Source organism: Clostridium sp. K13 (assembly GCF_019734195.1).
In the GTDB taxonomy this organism is placed as follows: domain Bacteria; phylum Bacillota; class Clostridia; order Clostridiales; family Clostridiaceae; genus Clostridium.
The window spans coordinates 25,897-46,285 of the sequence record NZ_JAASHM010000027.1 but is presented as its reverse complement, the minus strand read 5'-3'; the positions used below and the strand labels follow the sequence as shown (position 1 = coordinate 46,285).

Annotated in this window: 20 protein-coding genes and 1 pseudogene; 2 read left to right on the top strand and 19 right to left on the bottom strand. The window is 29.3% G+C overall.

The annotated features are described in order from the left end of the window. Positions 1-144 precede the first annotated feature (144 nt). The 5 genes and pseudogenes from HCG76_RS13765 to yunB all read right to left on the bottom strand — a co-directional run bounded on the left by HCG76_RS13765 (position 145) and on the right by yunB (position 2,701). Positions 145-525 carry a thioesterase family protein gene (locus HCG76_RS13765; RefSeq protein WP_195987611.1) on the bottom strand — a complete coding sequence of 127 codons (381 nt, stop codon included), beginning with the start codon at positions 523-525 and terminating at the stop codon, positions 145-147. A 193-nt stretch (positions 526-718) separates the two neighbouring features. Beyond that, positions 719-853 (bottom strand): annotated as a pseudogene (locus tag HCG76_RS19140) (peptidoglycan-binding domain-containing protein); the annotation flags it as partial. 48 nt (positions 854-901) lie between these two features. Beyond that, complete coding sequence (locus tag HCG76_RS19135) at positions 902-1,558, bottom strand: SpoIID/LytB domain-containing protein (RefSeq protein WP_260458030.1); 657 nt, start codon at positions 1,556-1,558, stop codon at positions 902-904. Next, positions 1,559-1,870, bottom strand: a complete 312-nt coding sequence (locus HCG76_RS19130; protein WP_260458029.1) for a hypothetical protein — start codon at positions 1,868-1,870, stop codon at positions 1,559-1,561. 156 nt (positions 1,871-2,026) lie between these two features. Beyond that, entirely contained in the window at positions 2,027-2,701 is a 675-nt protein-coding gene (gene yunB / locus HCG76_RS13755) for a sporulation protein YunB (RefSeq protein WP_221699192.1), read from the bottom strand. A 93-nt stretch (positions 2,702-2,794) separates the two neighbouring features. Here yunB and HCG76_RS13750 point away from each other — a divergent pair, with 93 nt between their 5' ends. After that, complete coding sequence (locus HCG76_RS13750; protein WP_221699191.1) at positions 2,795-5,485, top strand: transglycosylase domain-containing protein; 2,691 nt, start codon at positions 2,795-2,797, stop codon at positions 5,483-5,485. A gap of 236 nt (positions 5,486-5,721) precedes the next feature. Beyond that, positions 5,722-7,146, top strand: coding sequence for an alanine/glycine:cation symporter family protein (locus HCG76_RS13745; protein WP_221699190.1), 1,425 nt, complete (start codon positions 5,722-5,724; stop codon positions 7,144-7,146). 131 nt (positions 7,147-7,277) lie between these two features. Here the strand turns inward: HCG76_RS13745 and HCG76_RS13740 are convergent, their stop codons facing one another. From HCG76_RS13740 to HCG76_RS13675, 14 genes are all read right to left on the bottom strand, one after another. Further along, positions 7,278-7,928 (bottom strand): HAD family hydrolase, encoded by a 651-nt coding sequence (locus HCG76_RS13740; protein ID WP_221699189.1) that lies wholly within the window; start codon positions 7,926-7,928, stop codon positions 7,278-7,280. A gap of 68 nt (positions 7,929-7,996) precedes the next feature. Further along, a complete protein-coding gene (locus HCG76_RS13735; protein WP_221699188.1) occupies positions 7,997-8,893 on the bottom strand; it encodes a dihydroorotate dehydrogenase in 897 nt (298 codons plus the stop codon). A 21-nt stretch (positions 8,894-8,914) separates the two neighbouring features. Further along, positions 8,915-9,652, bottom strand: a complete 738-nt coding sequence (locus HCG76_RS13730) for a dihydroorotate dehydrogenase electron transfer subunit (protein ID WP_221699187.1) — start codon at positions 9,650-9,652, stop codon at positions 8,915-8,917. A gap of 14 nt (positions 9,653-9,666) precedes the next feature. Continuing rightward, positions 9,667-10,539, bottom strand: a complete 873-nt coding sequence (gene pyrF / locus HCG76_RS13725) for an orotidine-5'-phosphate decarboxylase (protein WP_221699186.1) — start codon at positions 10,537-10,539, stop codon at positions 9,667-9,669. Between the two features lie 39 nt (positions 10,540-10,578). Further along, the gene (locus HCG76_RS13720) at positions 10,579-11,781 is read right to left on the bottom strand and encodes a dihydroorotase (RefSeq protein ID WP_221699185.1); all 1,203 of its coding nucleotides are present in this window, start codon (positions 11,779-11,781) and stop codon (positions 10,579-10,581) included. A gap of 4 nt (positions 11,782-11,785) precedes the next feature. After that, positions 11,786-12,217 carry an aspartate carbamoyltransferase regulatory subunit gene (locus tag HCG76_RS13715; protein ID WP_221699184.1) on the bottom strand — a complete coding sequence of 144 codons (432 nt, stop codon included), beginning with the start codon at positions 12,215-12,217 and terminating at the stop codon, positions 11,786-11,788. Then, positions 12,218-13,138, bottom strand: coding sequence for an aspartate carbamoyltransferase (gene pyrB / locus HCG76_RS13710; RefSeq protein ID WP_221699183.1), 921 nt, complete (start codon positions 13,136-13,138; stop codon positions 12,218-12,220). 189 nt (positions 13,139-13,327) lie between these two features. Further along, on the bottom strand, positions 13,328-14,107 hold the full coding sequence (locus HCG76_RS13705; protein ID WP_221699182.1) for a serine hydrolase: 780 nt from the start codon (positions 14,105-14,107) through the stop codon (positions 13,328-13,330). Positions 14,108-14,327: 220 nt separating this feature from the next. Further along, positions 14,328-15,428 (bottom strand): 6-phosphofructokinase, encoded by a 1,101-nt coding sequence (locus tag HCG76_RS13700; RefSeq protein WP_221699181.1) that lies wholly within the window; start codon positions 15,426-15,428, stop codon positions 14,328-14,330. 233 nt (positions 15,429-15,661) lie between these two features. Beyond that, positions 15,662-17,314, bottom strand: coding sequence for a tetratricopeptide repeat protein (locus HCG76_RS13695; protein ID WP_221699180.1), 1,653 nt, complete (start codon positions 17,312-17,314; stop codon positions 15,662-15,664). Positions 17,315-17,498: 184 nt separating this feature from the next. Then, positions 17,499-18,299 (bottom strand): ABC transporter permease, encoded by an 801-nt coding sequence (locus tag HCG76_RS13690; RefSeq protein WP_221699199.1) that lies wholly within the window; start codon positions 18,297-18,299, stop codon positions 17,499-17,501. Continuing rightward, positions 18,292-19,059 (bottom strand): ABC transporter ATP-binding protein, encoded by a 768-nt coding sequence (locus HCG76_RS13685; RefSeq protein WP_221699179.1) that lies wholly within the window; start codon positions 19,057-19,059, stop codon positions 18,292-18,294. Before HCG76_RS13685 ends, HCG76_RS13690 begins: the two co-directional genes overlap by 8 nt. A 131-nt stretch (positions 19,060-19,190) precedes the next feature. Next, positions 19,191-19,976, bottom strand: coding sequence for an ABC transporter substrate-binding protein (locus HCG76_RS13680; RefSeq protein ID WP_221699178.1), 786 nt, complete (start codon positions 19,974-19,976; stop codon positions 19,191-19,193). 83 nt (positions 19,977-20,059) lie between these two features. After that, entirely contained in the window at positions 20,060-20,389 is a 330-nt protein-coding gene (locus HCG76_RS13675) for a hypothetical protein (RefSeq protein ID WP_221699177.1), read from the bottom strand.

The following is a 20,389-nucleotide window of genomic DNA, read 5'->3' as shown; positions in this document are numbered from 1 at the left end:
ATTAATATATTTTATATTATATTACATATTTGTATAAAATTAAAGACTGTTGACACTTTGTCAACAGTCTGAAAAAATGATGCTCTATTTTTTAGAGCATCATTTTTTGTACTTAATTTAACTAATAATCTTTACTATACAAAATTACTTATTATCAGTTTTTATTTGAAATTTTTCATTATCAATTATAAAGCGCTCATGAATACCTTCACCAATTTTCCCACGCTCATCAAAAGCTTCAACCTTAAATACCAATCTTCTTCTATCAACTTCAATTAATTCACTCTTTGCAGTTACTTCCATTCCAATTGGAGTACTATCTATATGTTTTATATTCATAACTGTTCCAACGGTACCTTTTCCATCTTCTAATTCACTTTGAATACTTTTATAAGCTGCCTCTTCCATAAGTGCAACCATGGCAGGAGTTGCATATACTCTTAGTTCACCGCTTCTTAAAGTTTTTGCAATATTATTTTCATTAACAATATCCTTAACTTCACCAATTATCCCTATTTTAATCATTTTCTCTCTCCTAACTGTAATTTTTATATTACTTTTAATATACTACATTTATTTATAATATATATACTATAAATTTAAAACACCCACTATTTAATAAAAATCTAACTAGATATATGTAGAAATATTTTTATATACACTAAATTAACTAATCTTCAATAAAAATATTATATAATAAATTCTAAGAATATTTATTTTAATGAAAGAAAATCTTCTGAAATTCTCTTACTGAATTCCTTGTTGCTTCATTAAATTCTCCATTTACATCATTTATTTGAGGTATGGCAGGATAATTCTTTCTTATTCTATTTAATTGTCTTTGTATAACCTTAACTGATTCGCCCTTATCCCCTACCCTTAAAGCTTTTCCTGGATAAGACTATATAGCTCCTTGAACGTAATCTGCCTTTCTTGTTTCAATATCATTTCCATAATACTTAGTTAATATTTGAAAAGCATTGTCCCCATTATTTGCATATGACACCGTTCCCCATTGAGATAAACCATCACAAGTTACGGTTGTACCATTACAATATTGTGCTAGTAGTGGTTCTTTAAATCCTTTTCTACTTATATATTCATTAAATATATCATCAACAACATTGCTTATTGTATCGTATATATTTCTTCCATTAACAAAATAATGATCATATGCAGTAGAATTTGTAATATCAAAATCATATCCTCTACTTCTATACCACTCAGTATATATTCTATTTAAAGTAAAAGATATTTCAGCATAGATATTACTAGCTAAAGCTTCTCTAGGCCATGTTGGATAAATCTCACTTGATGCTACATTTTTAATATAATCAGTAAAAGGAACAGTAACATTTTGTGCATAAGATGATGGTGATCCTAAATGGACTGTAATATATTCTGGTATAACAACTTCTTTTAGTATTTTAGATGATGGTATAAATTTAGTATCATTTTGCTCTTTCTTTTCTTCTATTTGATCTCCGTCATCAAGTAAAGCATTTGGAGGAATATCAATAAAATCTATTCCATTTATGCCTCTTACCTTTGGCCTCATTTAAACTTTTTGTATAGCTGTAACTCCAGCAAAAATTGGAATTCCTTTTATATATTTGTTTTGAAAATTATTACTTACTACTATAGCATCATAAGTTTTATATGGCTTAACTTCAGCATCTGGCTCTTCTGAAAGATACTTATCATAAGTATATAAATTTATTCTTTTACTTTTACCATTTTTATCAACTTTTAAAACTTTATTATTTACTATTTGAGAGGTATCTGTATTTAATATTATAATCTCTGCTTCTGTTACTGGTACGGCTTCCTCTCCAATAAATAAAATAAACTCTAATTTTCCTATAGCCATTTTCTTTCCCTCATATATTATTAATTCCTTATTAATATATTAATTTTAGATTTGTATGTGCTTCATTCCTTATTTACTTCTTTTATTATCTAGAATCTAACTTAAAAATAAACAAAAAAGATCTATTAAACTAAATTATTTAATAGACCTTTTTCTTTAATTAGTTCCATTCATATTTATTGCAGTCTCTGGAATTTTACCAACTATAACAGTATCTGAAACGGGTATTTGGCAACTGACCTCAACATCCTTGCTATTAAAAGGTACTATTACTCTCATTGTAGCATTTAAATTTAAATATATCTTATGTCTAGTTTGATTTATTCCTGCACTCTCAAATGCTGACTCATAAGATGTAGTAATATTTCCTATTTGTTGCATTTTAACTGTTATCTTTGGTCCCATATTATAAAACATCACATTATTAGTTAAGTATCCTAACGGAACCTTAACACCTAAATCTCCCATCTCTGAAAGCTTCTCATCACATTTTAAAACAACTTGAGATGCTAAATAATTTTGCTTTACAGTGTCTGCTCTTATCATTGTTATATTACCCTCTGCATCTTTTTCTATATCAATTATATCGTCATATTTAAAATTCTCTGAATAAACATTAACACTTTCTTCGTTAATAATTTTAATGGCTTCAGATTTAATTTTAATTTCTCCAATATTAAGTACAGTTGGAAGTATTCTTTTTCCAAAAATGTATATCATAGAATTAAAGCAAACTATCACAATAATAATCATTACTAATTTAGACGGTATTTTACATTGCTTAAAATTCATATTACCATGAGTTTTGGGCCTCTTTGTATAATATCTCAAACCATCACCTGAGTACTTATTATTTTACTATTATAATTAATATGCTATAATTAAATAGAATATTATATTAAATATAAATAAAAGGAGGAACAAATGGCTAAAGATTCTAACAAATCAAAAGGTCCAACAGAAAAAGTAGCAAAGTCTAAAAGTGCTAATAAAAAACTTAAGAAAAAGCCATCAAAGATTAAAAGATTTTTCAAATACTTTTTCCTTACAATCTTAATAATAGGATTATTGGTCGGTGTTGTGGGCGTTGGTTATGTTGTTGCAGTTATTAAAACAACCCCACCATTAGATGTGAATGCTATTTATAATTTAAATCAGCCTTCAATGTTATTTGATGACCAAGGCGAATTTATAGATGACTTACCATCTACCGAAATACGATATATTATCCCTTATGAGGAAATGCCTCAAAATTTAGTTAATGCTTATATATCTATTGAAGATGAGCGTTTTATGAGTCATGGCGGTATTGACGTTAAAAGAATTTTAGGTGCTGCCGCAAGAGATGTTATGGTTATATTAGGTAAGCAAAGTGGTATTCATGGTGCCTCTACTATAACTCAACAGTTAATAAAAAATACTATTCTAGCAACAGAGGCTTCTGCCGAGTCAACACCACTTGATAGAGTTAATAGAAAAATTAAAGAAATAGTCTTAGCTGTTCAGCTAGATAAAGAATTAAGTAAAGAAGAAATTATTCGTTCTTATTTAAATACTATCCCTCTTAGCGGGCATATTTACGGTGTTGAAGCTGCATCAAGATACTTCTTTGCAAAAAATGCTAAGGACCTAACTTTACTTGAATGTGCTTATATTGCAGGAATTACTCAAGCTCCTACAACTTATAGTGCTTATAATACAGGTGCTACAAATTATCCAAATGGATATATTAGAAGAACTCAAACTGTATTAAGTAAAATGTTAGAACTTGGATATATTTCACAAGCAGATTTCGATACAGCTTATGCTCAAGCTGAAGCAAACGAATTTAATTTTTCTAAATTAGATACTGATTATGGTGTAAACCAAGAATGGTTTGTATATCCAGCTTTAGAGCAGGTAAAAAGTGATTTAAAAGAAAAGTACAAGTATACAGATGATGAAGTGAATAAACTACTTGTAAATGGTGGATTAAAAATCTATACTACTTTAAATACTGAAATGCAAAATTCTGTTCAAAGTATTTTAGATGAAAGAACTAATTTACAAGTTGATGATACCTCTTCTGATCCTACAGATAATGATGGTGTACCAAAACTACAAGCATCTGCTACAGTAATCGATTATAAGACTGGTCAAGTAAAAGTACTTATTGGTGGACGTGGGAAGCAACCTCCTACTTCAATTAATAGAGCTTATTTTGATTTAAAATCAATTGGTTCTACAACTAAGCCTTTAACTATTTATGGTCCAGCAATAGATACTAAGCTTATAACAGCTGGTACTCCTTTAGATGATACTTCTGTTTCATCAGAAATTATAAAGAAATATAACTTTGGAAATGTTAACCCTAGAAATGCTAATGGTTCAATGGCAGGGTTTGTTACTGCAAGAGAAGCATTAACTTACTCTAAAAACTTAACTTCTATAAAAACAGTTGATATGTTAGGTTTAGATACAGCAATTGAGTATGGTGAAAGAGCTGGTTTAAAATATGCTCCTGAATCTCATACAATGTCAGCATTAGCACTTGGTCAATTTGAGCAGCCTCAAGGTAATCGTGATGGTGGAAATACAACTATATTAGCTTCTGCATATGGTGCTTTAGGTAATAATGGTGTTATATATGAACCTTCTCTTTACACAAAAGTTGAAGATGCTAGTGGTAATATATTATTAGAAAAAGAGGCAAAGCCTACTACTCTATTCTCTCCACAAACAGCATTTATACTTTATGATATTTTAAAAGGTTCATCAAGTAAGGCTGAGTTTAACGATATACCTGTAGCTGGAAAAACTGGTACAACTGATAATTCTGATAACTTCTGGTTTGCAGGAGTGACACCTTATTATTCAGGATCAGTTTGGATTGGATATGATATCCCACAAAAAATGAATGGTAGCAGTGGTAGTGCTGCATCATTATTTGGTAAAGTTATGAGTGTTATACACTCTGGCTTAGGCTATACAGATATAGAAGCTCCATCTGGACTTGTTCAAGCAAAAGTTTGTAAGGACTCTGGTAAATCTCCTACTGATTTATGTTATCAAGATCAAAGAGGAAATAGAGTTAAAACTGAATACTTTATTGAAGGAACAGAACCTAAATCAGTTTGTGATGTTCACGTAATGGTTACTGTTAACAGTTCTAACAATAAGTTAGCAAATGATAATACTCCTGCAAGACTTCGTGCTAATAAAGTATTTATCAAGAAATCAAATGCTAATCCTAATGCTGATGATTATCCATTTGTAGTTCCTACAGCGGAAGATGATACTAAGCCTGAAGAGAAAATTAGTTTATCTCAAATAGGATTAAGATCAAACATGGATTTATATGATGCAATTGTTATACTAAATAACAGAGGAATTAAATACTCTTTTAACGGTTTATCAGTTTCTGGTTCTATTAATCCAGGTCAATATACTTTAACTTCATTTACATCAGAAATAAATACTGGCGAAACTGTTGTATTAACTATAAAAGTAACTACTAATACGCCAGATGAAGATATTGGAGCAACTCCTACTCCTGGAGAAACTCCAGATGAAAATGAAGATAATGATGAACAAAGAAGTACTTTAACTAATATGTTAAACAATTTACTTAACTAATTTTTAGGCAGTCATTTTAAATGACTGCCCTTTTTTATATTCATTTTTTAAATAAATGAATAATTTTGCAAGACACACTTCATTTTTATCTGTTTTTATTGCATTTTGATTAACTTAATTTCATTTTATGAATCAATTAATTAACCCTCTTGCATTACTTTAATTTTCGTTGTATACTTTAATAAAGTACATATTAAATAAATCAAATGAAAAAATAAAAAGGGGGATACTTTATCATGGAATTTTTAAATGAAAAAGTGTTATTAGTTAATGACTTCATATGGACTTACATTCTTATCGCTATGCTAATTGCTATAGGATTCTTCTTTACTTTTAAAACTAAGTTCGTTCAATTTACTAATATTAAAGAAATGTTTAAGCTACTTGGAGAAGGCTCATCTTCAAAAGATAAATCTAAAGGAGAAGTTTCATCTTTCCAAGCATTTTGTATAGGTACTGCATCAAGAGTTGGTACTGGTAACTTAGCTGGAGTTGCTTCTGCTATTGCAATAGGAGGCCCTGGTGCTGTATTTTGGATGTGGCTTATTGCATTAATCGGTTCAGCTTCTGCTTTTATCGAATCTACTTTAGCTCAAATTTATAAAGTTAAAGATGGTGATAGCTTTAGAGGTGGTCCTGCTTACTACATGGAAAAGGGACTAAAGAAAAAATGGATGGGAGTTACATTCTCTGTTCTTATAATAATGTGTTTCGGATTTGCATTTAACTCTGTACAATCTAACACAATTGCTACAGCTTTCAACTCTACTTTTAATGCAAATAAACTTATAATTGGAATTATACTAACAGTTTTAACATTAATAATAATTTTTGGTGGAGTAAATAGAATTGCTAAAATTTCTAGTATACTTGTTCCTATTATGGCTGTAGCCTACATAGTAATTGCCTTATTTATAATAATTATTAATTTCAAAGAAATACCATCTTTATTCCAAACTATATTTGAAAGTGCCTTTGGTATTAAGCAAGTAGTTGGTGGTGGTATTGGTGCTGCTTTATTACAAGGTATAAAAAGAGGTTTATTCTCTAATGAAGCTGGTATGGGATCTGCTCCAAACGCAGCTGCTACTGCAACAGTTTCTCACCCTGTAAAGCAAGGTTTAATTCAAACATTAGGTGTATTTACAGATACATTAATAATCTGTACTTCTACAGCATTTATAATTCTTTTATCTGGTGCACCATTAGATGGATCAGTAAAAGGTATAGAACTTACACAAATGGCTTTAGTTTCTCAAGTTGGTCCTTGGGGAGGAACATTTATATCAATTTGTATTCTATTATTTGCCTTTAGTTCAATTATAGGTAACTACTACTATGGTGAAACAAATATACAATTTATATCTAACAACAAATTATTCTTATACGGATATAGAATTTTAGTAGCTGCTATGGTTTTATTTGGTTCTGTAGCATCTATGGATTTAGTTTGGAACATTGCTGACGTATTTATGGGGCTAATGGCAATTCTAAACTTAATCGCAATTGTTTTATTAAGTAAGATTGCTATAAAGGCATTCCAAGACTACTCAGCTCAAAAGAAAGCTGGAAAAGATCCAGTATTCTATGCTTCTTCAATTCCTGAACTTGGTGATGAAGTTGAAGAATGGAGAGATGATGAAAAAGAGTCTATTGCCTAAAAACAAAAAGATGAATCAAAACTTTTAGTTTTGATTCATCTTTTTTTATTTTCATTAAAACTATATAATCAGTAAATAAATAAGTCTCCAACTTATTTTTATCCTTAATCTAGAAAATTTTAATTACCTATTTACATTTGCATAAGTAAATCACTTAATTCTTTAATATTATTAACTATATAGTCAGCACCACTCTTATATAACTCATCATAATTACCATATCCGTATAAAGCTCCTACTGCTTGTAACCCAACTTCTTTTGCACCATAAACATCATGTTTTCTATCGCCTACCATTATAACCTGTGATAAATCTTTTATCTTATTTCTTTCAATTACATGCTGAATAACTTCCTTCTTTTTACTCCTTGTCCCATCAATATTACTTCCACATATAAAAGAAAAATATCTATTTAAATTGAAATGCTCAAGTATTTTTACTGCAAAAACTGTTGGCTTAGAGGTTGCTACTATACAAATTTTATTCTTATCATTTAGTAACTTAAGCATCTCTTCTAAACCTTCATATACAATATTTTCATAAATTCCTATTTCCGAAAAATAATCTCTATAATACTTAATTGCTTCTTCTGATTCCTCCTCTGTAAAATTATAATACTCCATAAATGCATCCTTTAATGGCGGACCTATAAACTTACAAAGCTCATCTAGATTATCTACCTTAATATTAAACTTATTTAATGCATAAGCCACAGACTTTGTTATTCCTACTTTAGGATCCGTAAGAGTCCCATCTAAATCAAATAATATATACTTTTTCATTTATTAATCTCCTTATTAACACACAAAAAATCACTATAAATATTTATTATTTATAGTGATTTTTTATGTTATATTATTCCAACTATTTCGTTAATATCTTTAATTCCTTGTTCTCTGCAGAAAGCTTCCATTTCTTCAATGATTTCTTTTCCTGCCATTGGATTAAAGAAGTTTACTGTCCCTATTTGAATTGCTGAAGCGCCTGCCATCATAAACTCTATAGCATCCATTCCTGTAGTTATGCCCCCAAGACCTATTACAGGTATTTCTACAGCTTTAGCTACTTCATGAACCATTCTTAAGGCTACTGGCTTAACTGCCGGTCCTGATACACCTGCGTATACATTATTGAATACAGCTTTTCTCTTATATGGATCTATTGCTAATCCTTTTAATGTATTAATAAGTGATAATGAATCTGCCCCTGCTTCTTGACATTTTATAGCCATATCTACTATATCTTCAGCATTTGGTGATAACTTAACCATAAGAGGCTTATCAACTATAGCCTTAGCCTTCTTAACAACATCATAAGCTACTTCTGATTTAATTCCGAAAGCCATTCCCCCTGACTTTACATTAGGACATGATATGTTTAACTCTATCATATCTATATCAGTTCCTCTTAGCTTTTCTAATGCAATTTCATAATCTTCCATGCATCCACCACCAACATTTGCAATAATGTTAGTACCTAATTCCTTCATCTTAGGAAGCTCTTCTGCTATAAATCTATCTATTCCTGGATTTTGAAGTCCAACTGAATTCATCATTCCTGATGGAGTTTCAAATACTCTTATACCGTCATTTCCTGCTTTTTCATTTAATGTTAGTCCCTTTGATGATATACCACCTAAAATTCCTACATCATAAAAATTATTATATTCTGCTCCAAAACCAAAAGTTCCTGATGCTGCTATTACTGGGTTTTTGAAATCTAATCCATTTATATTAACTTTTAACATTTTATCTTCTCCTTTGGTTTATTATAGTTCTACATAGTATCCATCAAATACTGGACCATCTTTACAAGTTCTTTTATTACCATCTTTAGTCTTACAAGTACACACAAGACATGCACCTACTCCACAAGCCATATGTTTTTCCATTGAAACATATACTTTAACTTGTTTTTCTTTACACATTTCTACTACTCTTTTCATCATTACTTCTGGCCCGCAGCAAAGAACTGTATCATACTTGTCTAAATCTAAAATTTCAGTTACAAATCCTTTATGTCCATGCTTACCAGTATTAGTTGAAACAAAAACCTCATCTACATATTCTTTTATTTCATCTATTAAATATATATCATCTCTAAATCCTGCATAAAGATCCATTTTTACATTTGGATTATTTTGTCTTAGCTTTTTAGAAACTTCAAGCATTGGAGCTGTTCCAATTCCTCCACTTACTAAAGCTACTCTTCCTAAGTCTTCTTCTACATTAAATCCATTTCCTAAAGGTCCATTTAAGCTTATTGAATCACCAACTCTTAAATCAGCATATTCCTTTGTTCCTGCTCCAACTACTGCATATACAAAAGTTAAAGTTTCTCCATTTGTTTCACAAACACTTATTGGTCTTGGAAGTAATGTTGCTCCATTATGCTTTAACATATAAAATTGCCCTGCTTTAGCTTCATTTTTATCTTCAACAACCATTTTATATATTCCATTTTGGATTTCTTCATTTAATAATATTTTACCTTGTGTGTACTTCATAAACTCTTTTCCTCCTATAGGTTATTAACTGCGTTTCTTATTTCATCTCTCATTCTTATAGCTTCTCTTCTTGCACATGCTGCAAACTCTTCAGGTTTATTTTCCTTCTTATATGCTAAAAGAATTGCTCTTGATGAATTTACTACTCCACCATTTCCATCTCTTAAGTATAAAGCTACATCCTCTGCTTTTCCTCCTTGAGCTCCATATCCAGGAATTAAGAAGAACATATCTTTATATCTGTTTCTTATTTCTTTACCTTCTTCTACATGAGTACATCCTATAACTCCACCTATTGCAGAATACCCACATTCACCTTTAACAGTTTCACCCATTTTAGTAAGCTTATCTCCAACAACCTTGTAAACCTTGCTTCCATCTTTAGTATCTATATTTTCTATATCTTCTGCTCCAGGGTTTGAAGTTCTAACAAGTACAAATACTCCTTTATTTCCACTTTCCATATAAGGCATATATGGTTCTATACTATCCATTCCCATATAAGGACTTAAAGTTATGAAATCTGCTTCAAAATCTCCACTGAAGTGACCTTTAGCATATTGAGTAGCAGTTGCCATTATATCTCCTCTTTTTATATCTGCAACAATAATAGCATCATTTTCTCTTAAATAATCTAAAGTTTTCTTATATGCCATAAGTCCTGCTAATCCTAAAGCTTCATAATATGCAATTTGTACTTTATAACAAGCTACAACATCTAAAGTTTCATCTATAATTGCTTTATTATATTCAAATATTGCTTCTTCAATAGATTTTCCTTCTAAAACATGAGTTGGTATGTATTCAATTGCTGTATCTAATCCTAAACAAACAACGCCTCTTTCTTCAACTCTTTTATATAATTTATCCATTATTAAACTTTTCATAAAACTTACTCACCTTTCGCTTCTTAAACTATACTAAACTTAAACATTCTTACTATATATTACTTTTCCTGCTTTTATAGTCGTTATAACTTCCCCATAATACTCTCTTCCTTGGAATGGAGTATTTTTTCCTTTAGATAGGAAAGTTTCTTTATCTATAACTACTTCTTTATTTAAATCAACTAATACTAAATCTCCCTCTTTACCAACTGTTATTGTTCCTTTATTCATTCCAAGAATATTGGCTGGATTTTTTGACATTAATTCACTTAATTTATTTATAGAAACACCGTGATTTTTTACAAGCTCTGTATAGCAAATACTAAATGCAGTCTCAAGTCCTACCATTCCTGGAGCACCCTTTTGCTTATCTTCTTCAGTATGAGGAGCATGGTCTGTTCCTATACAATCAACAGTTCCATCCTTAATTCCTGCTACTATGGCATTAACATCTTCTTGTTCTCTTATAGGAGGATTTACTCTATAATTACTTATTTCTGTTGTTAATCCAATATGATGTGGTGTTACTTCACAAGTAACATTTGCACCTTCACTCTTAGTTCTTCTTATTGCATCAATAGCTTCTACTGTACTAACATGCGCCATATGTAATCTAGCACCAGTAACTTTAGCTAAGTATAAGTCTCTTATTGTCATTAAATCTTCAGCTATTCTCATATCTATTTTAGAAAAAGTCTTATCTTCAGCATGAGACATCACTATCCAATTATTTTCCTTTGCCTTTTCCATAGCTTTCATCATAATGCTAGAATCCATTACTCCAACACCATCATCAGTTATTGCTACTAATTCTTTATCATCATCAAATGCATTTAAATGATCTATTGATTTTCCACCAAAGTTTTCTGTTATTGAAACACATTGATGTACATCTATTAAGCCAACTTCCTTAGCTCTATTTCTTACATATTCAACAACTTCTTTACTTGAACATATAGGATTTGTATTACCCATAAGGCAAACCCCTGTATATCCACCTTTTGCTGCTGCTTTTGATCCACTTTCCATATCTTCTTTATGAGTTAAACCTGGATCTCTGAAATGTGCATGTGTATCTATAAAGGATGGCATTAGAGTTAATCCCTTAGCATCTATTACTTCTATTCCATCTCTATTTATTTCTTTTCCTATCTCTGATATTATTCCATCTATAATTAATATATCACCATTAAAACTTTCGTAAGCATCTATGATATTCGAATTTTTTATTAATAAGTTCATTTTTTTACACCTCGCTAGGATTTATTATCTGTTCACAATATTCACATTTATAGCTTCCTTTTTCTCTATCAACTAATGTAAATTTATGAGGTATATAATTTTCTTGAGAAGTTATGCAATTTGGATTCTCACATATTAATATATCCTGAATACTCTCTGGTAATTCAGGCTTTATCTTATTAACTATTACTTCATTTCTAACTTCGTTAATAGTAATACCAGGTGATAATAATCCAAGTACCGTATAATTTATTTCTTCTATATTCTCAATTTTTATTATATCTTTTTTCCCCATTTTTTTGCTATCTGCATTTATTATTAATGCAACTTGATGTCCTAGCTTATCTAGATGTAAATATCTAAATATTTTAACTCCCATTCCAGCTTTTATATGATCTAACATGAATCCATTTTTAATACTAGTTATTTGTAGCATTTACATTACCCCCAGTAACTTAACAATTAAAGCCATTCTTACATACATTCCATATTCTGCTTGTTTGAAATAAACTGCTCTTTTATCCTCATCTACTTCAGTTGCAATTTCATTTACTCTAGGAAGTGGATGCATTACAATCATGTCATCCTTTGCTTTTGCCATCTTTTCATTATCTAATATATAAGAATCTTTTAATCTTAAATACTCTTCTTCATTAAAGAATCTTTCTTTTTGAATTCTTGTCATATATAAAATATCTAATTCATCTATAACATCTTCTATGTTTTCTACTTCTCTAAAAGAAATATTATTTCTCTTTAGTATTTCCTCTCTAATATACTCTGGTATTACAAGCTCCTTTGGAGATATAAGAATAAATTCCGTTCCCTCATATCTAGACATAGCTGCAATTAATGACTGTACTGTACGGCCATTTTTTAAATCTCCACAAAGTCCTATCTTGTGTCCTTCTAAAGTCCCTTTTTGTGATTTTATAGTTAATAGATCTGTTAATGTTTGAGTTGGATGTTGATGTCCACCATCTCCTGCATTAATAACTGGTACTGCTGAATACATACTTGCAACTTTAGCTGATCCTTCTTTAGGATGTCTCATTGCAATTATGTCAGAGTATATAGAAACCATTCTTATAGTATCTGCTAATGTTTCCCCTTTTGCGCTTGAGGTTGAGCTTGGCTCTGAAAAACCTAGTATTTTCCCACCTAATCTCATCATTGCAGCTTCAAAACTAAATCTTGTACGTGTGCTTGGCTCATAAAAAAGTGTAGCTAATATTTGACCATCACAGATATGTGAAAATTCTTTTGGATTTGAAATTATTTTTTCTGCTAATTCAAAAATTTCATTAAGTTCTTCTTTAGAAAAGTCCATTGGACTTATTAAATGTTTATTTTTCATTTATTGTCACTCCTTTTTAACATCACAGTGTTAAATTTAAAGAATACAAAAAACCTTCCTTATAATATAAGGAAGGTATAGTAATCTTACAATATGGGTATTATTACAACTTCCTTATGAATCTCTCGGATTCCTTTAAAGGTTCTTTGTGTTAGAATATCATTTCATTAAAAATTTGTCAATATATTTTTAATTCCAGTTATTCATAACTCCATCCCACATCATTTTACCACATTTAGCTAAAGATATTGTTCCATATACACTATTAGGTATTTCCTGAGATAAAATAGTAAATACAAATTTTCCTTTCGGTAATTCTAAATAGGCTGTATCATTTTCAACACCTTTTTTATCACCAGTTTTACTGGATATTTCTATCTTTAAATCATCTGGAATATATAGGGCTAATTTATTTTTTATTTGCTGCCTTCTTAAAATATCTATGAGCATTTGTCCGTTATCTTTACTTAAGAAAGTTCCATTAGCTAAATGCTTCCATATTCTAGATAGGTCATAAGCTGTTGTTATGTTTTCGATATCTTCTATAGCTGTTCTTTCATCATTTGTCTTTCTATTTAATCTAGTATTTTTTAATCCCATAGCTATAATATCTTCATTTATTTGTTCCATTCCAACTATATCGATAATTTTATTAGCAGCTGTATTATCACTTTGAATCAACATAATAACCATAAGTTCAAATACTGTGTATTCTCTTTCATTAAACTCATGTATTATTCCAGTTCCATATACCTTATCTGAAGTTTGTATTTTTATCTTATCCATAAAATCAACTTTTTTATCTTCAACGGCTTTTATTAATGAAACAGCAATTGGAAGCTTCATACATCCCGCAGCTGTCATAGAAACGTTTTCATTGTATCCATACACATATCCACTTTTTAAATCTTCAAAAAAGAAGCTATATTTCCCAATTCTTGATTCTAAATATTTCTTTATTTCTTTCATAATACCCTCCTAAATCCACTAATTCAAATATTTCTTTTACTTTAATATAAGTATAACATATTGTCAGAATATTTTGAAGTATTCTAGCTAAAAAAATTTCCATTATTCTCTATATTAAAAATAGTGGCAAGTTTAAAATATATAGTTTAGTTTAAAAAACTTATCACTATATTATTTCCACTTACCACTAATAATATTTAAAATATTATTACATTATTGTTTATTCAGCAAAAGTAATTCCTATCTTTTTCGCAACTTGTACTAATTCTCCGTCAATATTAACATTCTTAGTTTTTTGCCCAATTACATTTTCTAAAGAATCACTACTTATTGTATCGCCTTTTAAACAAACCATTTCACCAAATTTACCTTCTATCATAAGCTCAACTGCTGCAACTCCATATCTTGTAGATAATATTCTATCATATGTTGATGTATTTCCACCTCTTTGAACATGTCCTAATACTGTACATCTAACTTCATGATCTTTAATTAATTTTTCCAAATCTCCTGCAAGCTTATTTCCTATTCCACCTAATCTTATAGGATCTGGACTATCTGCAACAATTTTAGCTACTACAACTTCTCCATCTTTAGGCTTGGCTCCTTCTGAAACAACTATAATAGTAAAGTTTCTTCCTTGAGCTTCTCTTTCTTTTACCTTTTCAGCAATCTTATTAATATCATATGGAATCTCTGGCAGTAGAATAATATCTGCTGAACCAGCTATACCTGCTTCTAATGCTATCCATCCTGCATTTCTTCCCATTACTTCGCACAACATTATTCTATGATGTGATTCTGCTGTTGTATGAAGTCTATCTAAAGCCTCTGTAACAACATCAATTGCAGTATTAAATCCAAAAGTTACATCTGTTGATGCTAAATCATTATCAATTGTTTTAGGAACTCCAATTACATTAACACCTTTTCTTGCAAAATCTCTTGCAGATGTTAGAGTACCATCTCCCCCTATAACAACTAATACGTCAATTCCCTCTTTTTTTAAATTTTCTACAGCTACATCAGAGACATCTCTTTTAACCATTTCTCCATTTTCTTCAACAAGATAATCAAATAAGTTATCTTTATTTGAACTATAAAGAATAGTACCTCCTCTATGTAAGATTCCTGATACTGTATCTAATGTTAATGGAATAAAATCATTATTATATAATCCTCTATATCCAAACTTATATCCAACTACTTCAATACCATAATTTAATATCGCTGTTCTTGTTACTGCCCTTATTACTGCATTTAATCCTGGACAATCTCCACCACCTGTTAATAAAGCTATTTTTTTAATTCTTTGTTCCATTTGAAAATACCTCCCTACCCGATTACCTAATAAATTTCTCTGCATTTTTCCCCGTTAAATTTCTTATTATTACATTCTTATTCATAAAATTCAGAATATTTATTCTTCTATTATAATATCACAAATTCAAATATCTGGAAAGTATTTTTTTTGTTAACTTTTTCTATAAATAAAATATAAAAGGTGAATTCCGTAGAATTCACCTTTTATATCTTATTTTTTATTTAATATAACTAATATGATAATTCTAAATCATTGATTTCAACAGCTGTATTTTCATCATTTACATACTTATCATATACTTTTTTAATTTTTTCATAGTTTTTTGTAATCAAGTCTTTTGAAACTTGATCTAAATCACTTGGCATATCATTATACGCAGATTCTATATTAGAGTATCCTCTCCATATATCTTTATCTACCATAATATAATAACAAGCAGCATTATTCAGTGATAAAACATCTTTTTCATTTAATGAATAGGCTTTTCTTATATTTTCAATTGCCTTCTCATAATTTTTATCATTAAAATATACAGTTCCTAAAGTTCTATAATATTTATAATAATCCTTATTTATTGATATCGCTTCATTTAAATCCTTAATAGCTTCATCAGTATTTTCCATATCCATGTCAACAAAAGCTAAATCATAATATAAAGCATCTTCATCTTTATTTAATGATAAAGCAAAGTTTAAGCTTGCTTTAGCTTTATCATAGTTTTGCACATCACTTTCATATACTTTTCCCATACTTGTAATTAAATTATAATTAAATGGTTCATTATATATAGCTGTTCTGAAATACCCTTCAATTTTATCAGCATTACCATTTGCAATTAATATCTTAGGCATTAAAATACCAAAAGTATTTTCATATTCAGGGTTAGCTACAATTGCAGCATTACAATATTCTAAGGCTTTATCATACTGACCTTTATTATAATAATTCCATGCTTCTGCATAATTATATACATATGAATCTTTATCTAAAGCTTCAATATTAATGTTGTCATTAATTTCATTAGTTATAGCTTCATCTAAATCCATATTTGAGCTATCTAGCATATTAATTTCATCTATCCAAACTTTATATGCCTCTTCTTTAGGTGCTTCTTCTGATAATTCTTTAAGTTTATTTAATAATTTATCCTTATCAAATTCACTAGTTTCCATTATAACATCAAAAGACTTAATTTCATTTTTATCTAAGTTATAAGATTTTTTTAAATTAGATAATCCATCATCATAATTTCCTAACATCATTTCCATTTTAGCTAAAACTGCTAAATCATAAGCATCTTCTTCATTAACTGGATATGACTTAACTATTTCTTCTGCTGACTTAGTATCTTCTTTAGCTAAGTATATTGCAAACATAGTTTTTAATAATGGTTTATACGTACTATATTTAGTTAAATAATATTCTCCTAAACTTTCTGCTTGATCTAACTCATTGTTTATGTAGAAAGTAAATACAACTTGATTAATTAATTCCTTATCTTGCTCTATGTATTTATCTCCACCTTCTAACATTGCTTTATCTCTTTTTACCATTGCTTCTCTTAATAAGTTATCTGATTGAGTTACATCACCCTGTACAGAATAAACTTCTGCTGCTTTAACTGTCCAAATCGGCCAAATATCATCATTTTGCATTGTCATATACTCATTAATAGCATCATCTAGTTTTCCATCATAATAATACTGTTCAGCCTTATTAACTGTTATTGATACTGTTTTTTCTCCCATAATAGCTTGTATTGATACTAATACTACAAATGCAAAAACTAATGAAAGAACTAAAGTTACTATTGATCCTATATATGTATTTTCTTTATTTACTTTTTTATTTTCCTTTAAGGAGTCGTTTTTCTTTCTTTCCATAAAACCTCCATATTGGTTTAATATTTTTTATTATATATTATAATATTATCAAAATCATCAGCATTTTTCAATTATTTATTAAAAAAAACAGAAAAATTTGTAGAATATCACTTTTAATTTTAGATAAATTAAGAGTTAAATTCTAAAAAATAGACTTTAACTCTTAATTAAATTATCTCATCATTTAATTATATGAATCATCTTTTTTACAAAGTTTATTTTCAATAACTGCCACTATTTCGTACATTATAAAAGCAATAAGTGATAAGATAACTATACTCATCATTACCATATCAAGTTGTGCTATTTGTCCACCATATATAATTAAGAAACCAAGTCCTTCTCTAGCAACTAAGAATTCTCCCATAATTACTCCAACCCAAGATAAACCTACATTAATTTTTAAAGCTGATATTATAACTGGAATACATGCTGGGAAAATTAAATATCTTAATATTTGCCATTTATTTGCTCTAAATGTCTTCATTAATAGTATCTTTCCCTTATCTACTTCTTTAAATCCTGTTAAAACACTTATTATAGTTGTAACTATAGAAATTAACAAAGCAATAGTTATAATAGCTGATGTTCCATTTCCAACCCAAAATATAATTATAGGAGCTAATGCAACTTTAGGAAGTGCATTTAAAACTACTAAATATGGATCTAATACCTTAGAAGCTGTTTCTGATGACCACAATAAAATTGCAATTATAACACCAAGAACCGTTCCTAAAACAAAGCCTAATATAGTTTCATAGCAAGTTACCCAAATATGCCTTAATAAGGTTCCTTCATTTATAAACTTAACTAGAGAATTAACAATTCTGCTAGGACTTGATGTTAAAAATGGATCTATCCATTTAAGTTGCGCTGCAATCTCCCATACTGCAATGAATACAACTAAAATAGCTATCCTAAGAACAGTAATTTTAACTTTATTTCTTTTAATATTTTTTAAATATAACTCATGTTCCTCATTCATTAGCATTCTCTAGTTCCCCCCATAATTTTTTAAAATACTCATTGTATTCTTTTTCTTTTCTTTTATCAAATGGAGTTAAATAATCCCTTTCAAATGAAATTCTTACATCGTCTTTTATGGTTGCTGGCCTAGAGCTCAAAACTATTACTCTTTTAGACATTGTTATAGCTTCACCTAAATCATGAGTAACCATTATTGCAGTTTTTCCTTCTTTTTTTATTATCTCATATACATCATCCGTAACTGCTAGTCTACTTTGATAGTCTAAAGCTGAAAATGGTTCATCTAGTAATAATATTTCAGGCTTTAATGCTAGTGTTCTTATAAGTGCTACTCTTTGTCTCATTCCTCCTGATAGTTCTGTTGGTTTATGATTTTCAAACTTTTCTAATCCATAACTTTTTAATAATTTAGATGCAAATTCTATATTTTCTTTTGTATATATCTTCTTTATTTTCAAGCCTAACATTATATTCTCTTTCACTGTTAACCATGGAAATAAAAAATCCTTTTGAAACATATAACCCATTTTATCTAAGTTATTTTTAACTTCTGGGTCATTATATTTAATCTCACCTGAAGAAGGCTGTAAAAGCCCACTAATTATATTTAATAAGGTAGATTTTCCACAGCCAGATGGTCCAATAATACTTATAAACTCTCCATTATCAACAGTAAAATTTATATCCTTTAAAGCCTCTGTTACTCCATCTTGCTTATGATAATTCATATTTACATTTTTTATCTCTAAGAGACTCACCTTTTCCACCACCTTTTTTTATAGTTAGGGGTTTAGAGTTAGTGGTTTGGAGTTATTGAATAAGCTACTCTTATTTTTAATTTATAAGCAGTTTCAACTTTAACTACTAACTTAAAACTACTAACTATTAACTATTTTCCAATAGTCTCATTTGCAAAATCATTATTTACAATTGTATTAAAATCAGGCCTTTTTTCTATTAAACTTGAATCATAACCTTGTATTATATCCATAAGTTTATTTAAGCCCTCTTCACTAACAACAGGATTTTCTGAATAAGCCTCAATTCCCTTATAATTATCGATAACTTGTGCTATCACTTTTTCATCAGTTCCAGGGAAGTAAGAAACTATTGATTTTGCAATTTCTTCACTTGTATGTTCCTTAACCCATTGTTGTCCCTTATATATAGAATTAGTAAACTTCTGTAATATTTCTGGATTTTCGTCCATATATGATTTTGTTGTATAAAAACATGTATAGGCTATATTACCTGCAGATTCTCCAACTGATGCTACTATACTTGCTCCACCATCATTTTCAAGCATTGTTGCTGTAGGCTCAAATAATGCTACATAGTCACCAGTACCTGATTTAAATGCTCCTGAAGTAGCTGTAAAATCAACATTAGTTACCATATTAACATCGGTAGCTGGGTCTAATCCATTTTCTTTTAATACATATTCAAGGGCCATCTCTGGAATTCCACCTGGTCTTCCACCTATTATTTCTTTACTTTTTAATGATGCCCAATCAAAGTTTTCTTCAGCTTGTCTACCAACTAAAAATGAACCGTCTCTTTGAGTAAGTTGTCCAAATACTACTGGATAATCTTCTCTACCTTGATTATAGATATAAACCGCTTGTTCTGGACCTGAAAAACCAATATCAACATTACCACTTAATAATTGTTGCATTGTCTTATCTTCTACCTAATCCAATAAACAACATATGTACACTTTTTAAAATTATTGCTTTGTAATCTCTCTAGTTGATTTTCTTAAGAAACTTTTAAATGATCTCTTAAATTTTTTCTTAAAGTTCCTTTGGTAGTTCCATTATTTCCGGTCATAAGATTTAATAATTCTAAATCTTCACTTGTTAATTTAATCTCCAAGTTCTCCAATTTTAGGTTTTCTAATCTTTTCTTATTAATTTCTTCTTGCTTCCTTTCAATCTCATCATTTTCTCGTAATGCTTGCCTTTCAAAATATCTTTCTTTACCCTCGTCCCAAGATTTTACTAGAAAATAAATTGTAATACCTATAAGAGATGACATAAATGTAACACTAATAATCATAGATATCTCATCTGCAAAATTACTAATCAT